Consider the following 9819-nt stretch of genomic DNA (forward strand, 5'->3'; position numbering starts at 1 on the left):
TCAGCGGCCGTCGGCGGCCGCGGCGGACAGCAGGGCGGCGGCGCCGACGGCGCGCGCGGCGGTCGCGGGGACGGTGCAGGCGTAGGCCCCGGCGACCGCGCCGAACCGCCCGCAGCGCTCCGGCGTCTCGCCGCGCAGCCAGCCGTACAGGTAGCCGGCCGCGAACGCGTCCCCCGCCCCGTTGGAGTCGACCACCGGCGCGGGCGGTTCGGCGGGGGCGATGCGGCTGAACGTGCCGTCGGCCAGCTGGAGCGCCCCCTCGGACCCCGAGGTGACCACCACGACGCGTGCCCGGCCCTCGCGGGCGATGCGGCGCATCGTCGGCCGGGGGTCCGCCGGGAGCGCGGCGGCGGAGACGAACACCAGGTCCGCCTCCAGGGCGTAGGGCAGGTGGTGTCCGGCCTCGCCGTCCCAGTCGTGCAGGTCGGTCGAGACGGTCACTCCCGCCTTCCGCAGCAGGGGCAGGGCGCGTTCGCAGGGCTGGGTGATGGAGACGTGCGCGTGCCGGCACCTCGCCGCGAGGGCGGCGACCGTCTCCTCGGGATAGTGGCCGCCGCCGCGGGCCCCGTCGTAGAGGGACGAGCGGCGTCCGTCCGGGCTCACCAGGTTGACGGCCCGCCGGGTGCCGGCCGGGGCCGGCGGCGCGGTCAGCGGGATGCCGCGCTCGCGGTGGAAGGCGCGCACCAGCTCGCCCTCCGGGTCGTCCCCGACCACGTCGAGGTGGTGGACCCTCAGCCCGAGTTCACTCAGGCCGAGCGCCACGAAGTCGCCGGTGTGGCCGGCCCGGGCCGTGATGCCCTCCACCAGCCGGCTGTCGGCGTCCCCCAGAGGCAGCTCGGGGACGTACACGATGGTGTCCACGCCCGCGCCGCCGAGGACCAGTACGTCGAAGTCGTCGTCCGTTCGCTCCATCCGCCCATCCTGGCGTGACCTGCCGCGCCGTTGGGCAGGAACCCCTCACCGGCCGGGCAGCCGAACGGGAAGGAAGCGGAGGAAGCGGACATGGGCGTGGTGGCTTGGGTGGTGCTGGGGCTGGTCGCCGGGGCGATCGCCAAGGTGCTGATGCCGGGCCGGGATCCGGGCGGGCTGATCGGCACCACCCTCATCGGGGTGGTGGGGGCCTTCCTGGGCGGCTGGCTGTCCGCCCGCTTCTTCGACCGCCCGGTCGACCGGGACTTCTACGATCCCGCGACCTGGGTGTCGGCGGTCGGCGGCGCCCTGGTCCTGCTGGTCGTCTACCGCGTCCTCTTCGGCCACTCCCGCGAGCGCAGCTGACCCCTTCCGCGGGGCCGGCTCACCGGGCCGGCCGGTAGGCGGCCAGCGCCCAGACGACGAACACGTCCAGGGCGATCAGCAGGACCGACCAGACCGGGGCGTACGGCAGGAACAGGAACTGCTCGATCAGGCTGATCACGGCCAGCACGAGGCCGACCGCGCGCGCCCAGGCCCGCCCGCCCAGCACCCCGACGCCGGTGACCAGGAGCAGGACGCCGATGACCAGGTGGGCGACGCCCCAGCCGGTGAGGGTGAACTCGAAGACGTAGGAGCCGATCCGGCCGTACACGTCGTCGCCGGCGATCGCGGCGATGCCCTGCAGCACCGTCACCGCGCCGGAGACGCCCAGCAGCACTCCGGCGAAGGTGATGCCGCCCTCGGCCAGCAACTGCTTGTTCCCGGTGTCCGCCTGCCCGTCCATCCGCGGTCCTTCCGCCGTGCCGTCCGTCCCTCCGAGCGTGCGCCGCGGGCGCGCGGGCGGCACTTCGGGCGACGCGGACGGGCTAACGGCGGGCGGGTCCGGCGAAGTCGCCCGCACCCGCCCCTCACGGGCTTGGTCGGGTTGAGCCGACCCGATTCCGTCGCACGGGGCATCAGTCCTGTGCACACGCCTTCTCCTTGGGCTTTTCGCACCCTTCGCCGCACCAGGAGCATCCTCGGCCCCCCTCCCCCCGGGCCGCGGGGCTTCCGCCGTCGCGCGCGGCGCGGGCGCCGGAGCGACGGCCGCGCGGCGGTCCTCCCGCCCGGTGGCCCGTCCTGCGGCGCGGGGCGCCCGACGTGCCCGCCGGGCCCGTCCGGTTTACGGTGCCCATGCGAACCAGAACGACACGGATCGCCCGGGAGGGGGGGCCGTCGCGTCCGCCGGAAGGCGTCACCCCGGCCGCGCGCGGGTCGGCCGCACACCAGGAAAGCGAGCACCGACTGTGAGCACCGACTACGCCACCGAGTTCGCCGGACGCGCCGCCCTCGTCACCGGAGCGGCCTCCGGCATCGGCCTGGCCATCGCCCGCCGCCTGGCCCAGGGCGGCGCCGAGGTCGTGATCGCCGACTACAACGCCGAGGGCGCCGAGCGGGCCGCCGCCGGCCTGAGGAACGACGGCTTCGAGGCCGCCGCCGTCACGGTCGACGTCTCCGACGCCGCCTCGGTCGAGGCCGCCGTCCGTTTCACCGTCGACACCTTCGGCGGCCTGCACCTGGGCGTCAACAACGCCGGGATCGGCGGGGCCAGCGCCCCCACCGGCGAGCAGACACTGGCCGACTGGGACCGTGTGGTGCGCGTCAACCTGGACGGCGTCTTCTTCTCCATGCGCTACGAGATCCAGGAGATGGAACGGTCCGGAAAGGGCGGCTCCATCGTGAACGTGGCGTCCATCCTCGGCTCGGTGGCCTTCAGCGGCTCCTCCGCGTACGTCGCCGCCAAGCACGGCGTGCTGGGTCTGACCAAGTGCGCCGCCGTCGAGTACGCCGCCAAGGACATCCGGATCAACTCCGTCGGCCCCGGCTTCATCGAGACGCCGCTGCTGGACAACCTGGACGCCGACGCCCGTGGCGCCCTGGTGGCCCTCCACCCGATCGGCCGCCTCGGCCGGAGCGAGGAGGTCGCCGAGCTGACGGCCTTCCTGCTGTCGGACCGGGCCTCCTTCGTCACCGGCAGCTACCACCTGGTCGACGGCGGCTACACCTCCGTCTGACGCCGCCGGGCACCTGCCCGCGGGGCCGCCTCCCCTGACGGAGGCGGCCCCGCGGTGTCCGGAGGGAGCGGCCGGTCAGGCCTTCGCCGGTACCGGCTCCACCTCGAGGTCCACGCTGTCGCGGAGTTCGGTGGGGGTGAGGAAGCAGGTCGCGAGGACGCCGAGGACCGCGACCGCCGCCGCGACCAGGAAGATCTCGCCGGTGGCCTCGCCGTAGGCCGCGCGGACGATCTCCCGGACCGGCGCGGGCATGCCCGCGATGTCGAGGGTGGCGCCCGCCCGGGAACCGCCGCCCGAGGTGTCCACGCCCAGCGCCCGCAGACCGTCGGCGATCCTGGCGGCGACGCTGTTGGCGAGCACCGCGCCCAGCACGGAGACGCCGATGGTGCCGCCGAGCGAGCGGAAGAAGGTGATCGAGGCGCTGGCCGCGCCGAGTTCGGCGAGCGGCACGGTGTTCTGCAGCACCAGGACCAGGTTCTGCATCGACATGCCGACGCCCACGCCGATCAGGAACATCCCCGCGAAGACGTGCCAGAGCGACGTCCGGTGGTCGATCACCGACAGGACGAGGAAGCCCAGCGTGAGCAGGACCGTGCCGGTCACGATGTAGGGCTTCACCTTGCCGCTCCTCGAGACCAGCTTGCCCGCGACCGTCGAGGACAGCAGCACGCCCGCCATCATCGGGACGGTCATCAGGCCGGCCTTGGTCGCGTCGTAGCCGCGGCCGATCTGGAAGTACTGGCCGAGGAAGACCGCGCCGCCGAACATCGCGACGCCGACCGCCAGGCTGGCGACGATCGCCAGCGCCGGGTCCCGGCGCCTGACGACCTTCAGCGGCACGACGGGGTCGGCGACCCGCGACTCCACCAGCAGGGCGAGGCCCAGCAGGACCACCGAGGCGCCGACCATGGCGCCGGACTCCCAGGAGATCCACGCGAACTCGTTGTCCACCCAGGTCACCCACAGCAGCAGCACGCTGACGCCGACGGCGATCAGTGCCGCGCCCAGGTGGTCGACCTTCGGCCTGGGACCGGTGCGCTCCGTCGCCGGGAGGTGCAGGGTCCGGGAGAGGATCAGGAAGGCGACGGCCGTGAACGGCAGGGCGAAGAAGAAGCACCAGCGCCAGCCGAGCCACGAGGCGTCGGCGATCGCCCCGCCGAGCAGCGGGCCGCCGACGGTCGCGACGGCCATCACCGCGCCGAGGTAGCCGTTGTAGCGGCCGCGCTCCCTGGGGCTGATCATCGCGGCGATGATCACCTGGACCAGGATCTGCAGCGCGCCCATGCCGAGGCCCTGCAGGGCGCGGAAGCCGATCAGCGTGCCGGTGTTCTCCGCGAGGCCCGCGCCGAGCGAGGAGACGAAGAAGATCACGATCGACACCTGCAGCAGCGCCTTCTTGCTGAAGAGGTCGGCGAGCTTGCCCCAGACCGGCGTGGAGGCGGTCGAGGTGAGCAGCGTCGCGGTGACCACCCAGGTGTACTGCGACTGGGTTCCGTCCAGCGCGCCGATGATCTGCGGCAGCGCCACGGAGACGATCGTGCCGCTGATCATCGTGACGAACAGCAGCAGGAGCAGGCCGCTCATCACCCGCAGGATCTCCCGGTGGTTCATCGGGGCGGCGGCCTCCGGCGGGGCGGCGGGGGGATCGGCGACGGGCGCGCTCAAGAAGGACCTCCGGAGAAGGAGCGGAAGGAAGGGAGATGCCCTCGGGGAAGGAGGGAGACGGCGCCCACACTACATGCGCAGTGTGCAAGTTTGCACACTGCGCATTTTTCTTGCCGTGGCCTTACCATTGCCCGCGATGGACACCACCGACCGCAACGCCGCCCCGGACAGCCCCCTCGGCCTGCGCGAACGCAAGAAGGCCGCCACCCGTGAGGCGGTGCACCGGGCCGCGCTGCGGCTGACGGTGGAACACGGCCTGGACCAGGTGACGGTCGAGGCGATCGCCGACGAGGCCGGGGTCTCCCGCCGCACCTTCTCCAACTACTTCGCCACCAAGGAGGACGCCGTCCTGTGGGGCGAGGAGCAGCAGGCCGCCACCCTCCTGCGCTCGGTCGCGGAACGGCCCGCCGGCGAGCCCCCCTGGACGGCCCTGCGCGCCGCCCTGCGCACCCTCGAACCCGGCCCGGTCTCCCCCGACCGGGAGACCATCACCCGCACCCGCCTCGCCCTGCGCCACCCCTCCCTGCTCGGCCGGCAGCTCGCCACCCACGCGGGCCTGGAACAGGACCTCGCCCGCGTCCTCACCGGGCGGGGCGTCGAACCGCGGCGCTCACGCGTCCTGGCCGCCGCGTTCCTCGCCTCCCTGCGCACCACCATGCGCACCTGGGTGGAGTCGGAACACCCGGCCGAGCTGCTCGACCTCGCCGACGAGGTGCTGCGCCTCATGAGCCTGCCCTTCGACGAGGCCCCCCGCGGCGACCGGCAGGCGTGAACACCGCCCGGCCCGCGCCCCGCACACCGCCCCGCCCCCTTCTCGCCTGACCCTCCGTCAGCCGCCCTCCAGGTGAACCCTCCTGGCGTGTCGCGGCACGGGAATTCACGTCTCAGCCACCCCGGCACCCTCACCATGTCACCACCGGGGAGCAGCCTTCCGGATGTCCCAGCCCGACCTCCGAGGAGGCACCATGGCCGACCTGCTCCCGTCCCGCAGAAACGTCCTGGGCTACGGCTCCGCCGGCGCCGCCGCCCTGATGCTCGGCACCGGACTGTGGAGCTCCGACTCCGCCTGGTCCGCCCCCGCCCTCCCCGACGACCCGTTCACCCTCGGCGTCGCCTCCGGCGACCCGCTGCCCGACGGCGTCGTGCTGTGGACCCGGCTCGCCCCCGACCCGTACGCCGCCGACGGCCTGGGCGGCATGCCCCAGGTACCGGTCCGCGTGCAGTACGAGGTCGCCGCCGACCCCCGCTTCCGCCGGGTCGTGCGCCGCGGCAGCGTCGTCGCCACCCCCGAACTCGCGCACTCCGTCCACCCGGAGGTCGGCGGCCTGCTCCCCGACCGGGTGTACTACTACCGCTTCCGCGCCGCCGGCCACCTCTCCCCCGCCGGCCGCACCCGCACCACCCCGCCGGCCCACGCCAGGCCCGCCGACCTGAGGTTCGCCTTCGCCTCCTGCCAGGCCTGGCAGGACGGCTACTACACCGCCTACGACCACATGGCCGAGGAGGACCTCGACCTCGTCGTGCACCTCGGCGACTACCTGTACGAGTCGGGCGTCCGCACCAACCGGCGCGGCGTCACCACCGACCCCAGGTTCCACACCGAGACCTTCGACCTGGCCCGCTACCGCCTCCAGTACGGCCTCTACAAGGCCGAGGAGCCGCTGAAGAAGGCCCACGCCCGCTTCCCCTGGGTCGTCACCTTCGACGACCACGAGGTGGAGAACAACTGGGCGGGCGACCTCTCCCAGGCCGACACCGAACCCGACCAGGACCCCGCCGTCTTCCGGGCCCGCCGCGCCGCCGCCTTCCAGGCGCTCTACGAGCACCAGCCGCTGCGCCACACGCAGATGCCGCAGGGCCCGCACCTCCAGGCCTACCGCCGCCTCTCCTACGGCCGCCTCGCCGACCTCACCATGCTGGACACCCGCCAGTACCGCGACGACCAGCCCGACGGCGACGGCGAGTCCGCCACCAGCACCGCGCGGTTCGACCCGCGCCGCACCATCCTCGGCGCCCGGCAGCGCGACTGGGTGCTGCGGAACTTCTCCCGCTCCTCCGCCCAGTGGCAGATCCTCGGCAACCAGGCCCCCATGGGCCAGACCGACAAGGACCCCGGCCCCGCCGAACTGGTCTGGCTGGACCCGTGGGACGGCTACGTCGCCGACCGCAACCGCCTCCTCGCGGAGGCCGACCGGCGCGGCGTGCGCAACCTGGTGGTCATCACCGGCGACCGCCACCAGAACTACGCCTGGGACCTCAAGCGCGACTACCAGGACCCCGGATCACCCACCGTCGGCGCCGAGTTCGTCGGCACGTCGATCACCAGCGGCGGCGACGGCGCGGACATGAACGCCGACGGCGAGAAGTTCCTCGCGGCCAACCCGCACATGAAGTTCTTCAACGCCCAGCGCGGCTACGCCCGCGTCCGCGTCGACCACCGCCGCTGGACCACCGACTTCCGCGTCGTCCCCTACGTCCAGCGGCCCGGCGCGCCGGTCACCACGCGGGCCACCGCGGTCGTCGAGGACCGGGTGCCGGGAGTCCGGATCTGACCTTCCCGGCCCGTCCGGCGGCCCGCTAGGATCGGTGGCCGCATCGCGTGCCGGCCACCGACCGGGTGGGGCATGGAGGTGCCGGGATATGCCCGTTGGAGGCATACCTTGTCCGTCAGCTTCAACCACACCATCGTCCACGCCCGGGACAACCGGGAATCCGCCCGCTTCTTCGCGGAACTGCTGGACCTCGAGATCACCGCCGAATGGGGCCCGTTCGTCGCGGTCGACCTGGACAACGGCGTCACCCTCGACTTCGCCACCGTCCCCGAGAAGGACATCGCCACCCAGCACTACGCCTTCCTGATCTCCGAGGAGGAGTTCGACGCGGCCTACGCCAGGATCACCGCCCGGGGCATCGAGCACTGGGCCGACCCGCGGCAGACCCGCCCCGGGGAGATCAACCGCAACGACGGCGGCCGCGGCGTCTACTTCCTCGACCCGGCGGGCCACGCCATGGAACTGATCACCGTGCCGTACGGCGGCCGGTAGGCGGCCCGTCCGCCGGCCCGGACGAGCAGCCGCACGGCCGGGCCGGCGACCGGGGCACCGGAGGCGGGGGCGCCCGGCCGGGCGCCGGGCGGCACACGGGGGGGCGCGCGACGGGATCAGTCGCGCGGGTCGAGCCGCATGGTGGTGGAGCGGGCCGCCTCGCCGAGGATGGTCTCCAGGGAGGCCGGATAGGCCTCGTACTTCGCGTGGTACGCGGCGTCGATCCGGTCGTTGAGCCGGGGATCGGCGTCGACGACGGTGACGTCCCTCTGGACCCGGCCCGCCCGGATGCGGCCCTGATGACGGATGCGGGTCCCCCGGTACCACCGGGACTCCGGGCCGTAGACGGACCGGACGTAGACGTCGTCGCCGTCGCGGACCACCCAGATGGTGCGCCAGCCGCCGAGCGAACCGTCCTCGCCGACCGAGGCGATCTCCAGCTCCTCCGCCTCGCCGATGCCCGCGAGTTCGGTCCGGGTCCAGGTGGTCATCACTCTCGGCTCCTCGCTGCGGTCCGGTGCACGCCTGCTCCCAGCGGAACGTTTCCCCGGGACGGACGCCACCGGTGGGCGTCCGGACGGACCACGCCGGACCGTCCGGACGCCCCCGCGCGAAGGGCCGTCAGCAGACCGGCACGCCGGGCAGCTGGGCCGAGGGATGGTCGATGTAGATGTTGGAGACGAACCCGTTCTGGTCCCGCAGCTTGCTCCACCAGTTGTTGGTGTAGCCCTCGGCGGTGACCGTGTCGCCCTGCTTCTGGCACAGCACCCGCACCGCGGTGGGCCCGCCGAGGGTGGCGACCACGGGGGCGCTCAGCCGGGCGTCGGCGCGGACGTTGACGCCGCTCCCCCAGGTGGTGAAGGGGACCCCCGTGCCGCCGCAGCCGTTGTCGCTGGTCAGGTAGGCCTGGTGGTAGGAGCCGGGGTAGGAGAGCGCGGCGCCGTTGATGACGATGTTCTGTCCGGTGCCGTTGTAGAGCTGCTCGTAGTGGATGTGCGCCCCGGAGGAGTTGCCGGTGGAGCCGGTGGTGCCGATCTGCTGCCCCTGCCCCACGTACGCGCCGTTCGCCACGGAGTACGCGGCGAGGTGGAAGTAGTAGGTGCGCCAGCCGCCCCCGTGGTCGATCACGATGTAGTTGCCCGCGCCGCTCGCCTGGTAGTGGCGCGTGGCGGTGCCGGCCGCCGAGGCGAGGACCGGGGTGCCGGCGGTGGCGCCGCCGTCGGCGCGGACGAAGTCGAGGGCGCGGCGCACCTCGGCCGAGTGGTGGCCGTACGTCCAGCGCTGCCCGCAGGGGAACGGCGCCTTGAAGTTCGGGGCGGCGGCGACCGCGGCCGGGGCGGCCTGCGCGGGGGCGGCGGTCAGGCCGGTCAGGGCCGTCAGGGCGAGCAGGACGACGGCCGGCAGGGCCGAAAGGCGTCTGAACAGGGACAAGGAGTGCTCCTTGGCTGGGGGGACGACGCGGGACGCCCGGACCGTAGGGCCGCTCCGCCGCTCCCGGCAAGGGCTGGTTCCGGCCGTCCGGTCCTCCGCCGGGATCGTGCCGCGCCCCTTGCTCTTATATGACTGTCGGAGAACCGGTGGACCTTCCCGCCCCCGACGGCCGCGCCGGCGGGGCCCTCAGGGCCGGACCAGCGCCCTGGCGCGCCGCCGTGCCCACAGCAGCAGGACCGCGGACACCGCCCAGCACGCCGCGGTCCGGACCCCCGGCGGTCCTCCCGTCCCGCCGAGGAGCACCGTCACCGCCGTGACGCCCGCCAGGGGTCCCGCCGCGTGCCACAGCAGGGCGAGCGCCGGTCCGGCCCCCGCGAGGGCGGGCGACCCGTACAGCAGCGCGGTGCGCGTGGGCGGCCGGTAGGCGCTCACCAGAGCGGCGGCCACCGTCACGGGGACGGCCCCGAGGAGGAAGGACAGCACCGGCCGGCCGCCCGTCAGCAGCGCCGCCCCCGCGCCCGCCGCCGTCAGCACGGCCGTCGGCACCACCGCGTGGGCCGTCACGGTCCACTCGAAGGGCCTCGGCGACCAGGCGGCCCGGCGGGGGTCGTCCCCGTCCAGCCGGGCGGTCTCCAGCAGCCGGGCGGCCGCGCCGTGGGCCGCGAGGGCCGCGGCCGCCGTCGCCAGGGGCCCGCCGCCCGCCGTCGCGGCCG

General features: G+C 74.1%; 10 protein-coding genes and 1 pseudogene. 5 read left to right on the forward strand and 6 right to left on the reverse strand.

What is annotated here, in order from left to right; translation table 11 throughout:
- Nucleotides 1-912, reverse strand: coding sequence for an adenosine kinase (locus A2U95_RS31845; RefSeq protein ID WP_166029496.1), 912 nt, complete (start codon nt 910-912; stop codon nt 1-3).
- Nucleotides 913-1002: 90 nt separating this feature from the next.
- Between A2U95_RS31845 and A2U95_RS31850 the strand changes: the two genes are divergently transcribed.
- Nucleotides 1003-1275 (forward strand): GlsB/YeaQ/YmgE family stress response membrane protein, encoded by a 273-nt coding sequence (locus A2U95_RS31850; protein WP_166029498.1) that lies wholly within the window; start codon nt 1003-1005, stop codon nt 1273-1275.
- Nucleotides 1276-1294: 19 nt separating this feature from the next.
- Here the strand turns inward: A2U95_RS31850 and A2U95_RS31855 are convergent, their stop codons facing one another.
- Nucleotides 1295-1696 (reverse strand): DUF7144 family membrane protein, encoded by a 402-nt coding sequence (locus A2U95_RS31855; protein ID WP_166029500.1) that lies wholly within the window; start codon nt 1694-1696, stop codon nt 1295-1297.
- A 502-nt stretch (nt 1697-2198) separates the two neighbouring features.
- Between A2U95_RS31855 and A2U95_RS31860 the strand changes: the two genes are divergently transcribed.
- Nucleotides 2199-2966, forward strand: coding sequence for an SDR family NAD(P)-dependent oxidoreductase (locus A2U95_RS31860; protein WP_166029502.1), 768 nt, complete (start codon nt 2199-2201; stop codon nt 2964-2966).
- A gap of 75 nt (nt 2967-3041) precedes the next feature.
- Here A2U95_RS31860 and A2U95_RS31865 read toward each other — a convergent pair whose 3' ends face one another.
- Complete coding sequence (locus A2U95_RS31865) at nt 3042-4577, reverse strand: MDR family MFS transporter (RefSeq protein WP_166029514.1); 1536 nt, start codon at nt 4575-4577, stop codon at nt 3042-3044.
- Between the two features lie 190 nt (nt 4578-4767).
- Here A2U95_RS31865 and A2U95_RS31870 point away from each other — a divergent pair, with 190 nt between their 5' ends.
- The 3 genes from A2U95_RS31870 to A2U95_RS31880 all read left to right on the forward strand — a co-directional run bounded on the left by A2U95_RS31870 (nt 4768) and on the right by A2U95_RS31880 (nt 7675).
- Entirely contained in the window at nt 4768-5403 is a 636-nt protein-coding gene (locus A2U95_RS31870) for a TetR/AcrR family transcriptional regulator (RefSeq protein ID WP_166029504.1), read from the forward strand.
- 193 nt (nt 5404-5596) lie between these two features.
- A complete protein-coding gene (locus tag A2U95_RS31875) occupies nt 5597-7183 on the forward strand; it encodes an alkaline phosphatase D family protein (protein WP_166029506.1) in 1587 nt (528 codons plus the stop codon).
- A gap of 108 nt (nt 7184-7291) precedes the next feature.
- Nucleotides 7292-7675, forward strand: a complete 384-nt coding sequence (locus tag A2U95_RS31880; protein ID WP_166029508.1) for a VOC family protein — start codon at nt 7292-7294, stop codon at nt 7673-7675.
- A gap of 116 nt (nt 7676-7791) precedes the next feature.
- On the opposite strand, the gene A2U95_RS31885 is transcribed toward A2U95_RS31880, so the two are convergent.
- The 3 genes and pseudogenes from A2U95_RS31885 to A2U95_RS31895 all read right to left on the reverse strand — a co-directional run.
- Entirely contained in the window at nt 7792-8166 is a 375-nt protein-coding gene (locus A2U95_RS31885; RefSeq protein ID WP_166029510.1) for a DUF2255 family protein, read from the reverse strand.
- A gap of 130 nt (nt 8167-8296) precedes the next feature.
- Nucleotides 8297-9106, reverse strand: coding sequence for a peptidoglycan DD-metalloendopeptidase family protein (locus tag A2U95_RS31890; protein ID WP_166029512.1), 810 nt, complete (start codon nt 9104-9106; stop codon nt 8297-8299).
- A gap of 186 nt (nt 9107-9292) precedes the next feature.
- Nucleotides 9293-9819 (reverse strand): annotated as a pseudogene (locus A2U95_RS31895) (DUF6297 family protein); the annotation flags it as partial.

It is taken from the genome of Streptomyces chilikensis (assembly GCF_001642695.1).
Classification (GTDB): Bacteria; Actinomycetota; Actinomycetes; order Streptomycetales; family Streptomycetaceae; genus Streptomyces; species Streptomyces chilikensis.

Excerpts from the sequence above, each read along its gene's own strand:
- A2U95_RS31855 (WP_166029500.1), bottom strand. The coding sequence starts at position 1,696 with ATGGACGGGCAGGCGGACACCGGGAACAAGCAGTTGCTGGCCGAGGGC.
- A2U95_RS31850 (WP_166029498.1), top strand. The coding sequence starts at position 1,003 with ATGGGCGTGGTGGCTTGGGTGGTGCTGGGGCTGGTCGCCGGGGCGATC.
- A2U95_RS31865 (WP_166029514.1), bottom strand. The coding sequence starts at position 4,577 with ATGAACCACCGGGAGATCCTGCGGGTGATGAGCGGCCTGCTCCTGCTG.
- A2U95_RS31875 (WP_166029506.1), top strand. The coding sequence starts at position 5,597 with ATGGCCGACCTGCTCCCGTCCCGCAGAAACGTCCTGGGCTACGGCTCC.
- A2U95_RS31845 (WP_166029496.1), bottom strand. The coding sequence starts at position 912 with ATGGAGCGAACGGACGACGACTTCGACGTACTGGTCCTCGGCGGCGCG.
- A2U95_RS31870 (WP_166029504.1), top strand. The coding sequence starts at position 4,768 with ATGGACACCACCGACCGCAACGCCGCCCCGGACAGCCCCCTCGGCCTG.
- A2U95_RS31885 (WP_166029510.1), bottom strand. The coding sequence starts at position 8,166 with ATGACCACCTGGACCCGGACCGAACTCGCGGGCATCGGCGAGGCGGAG.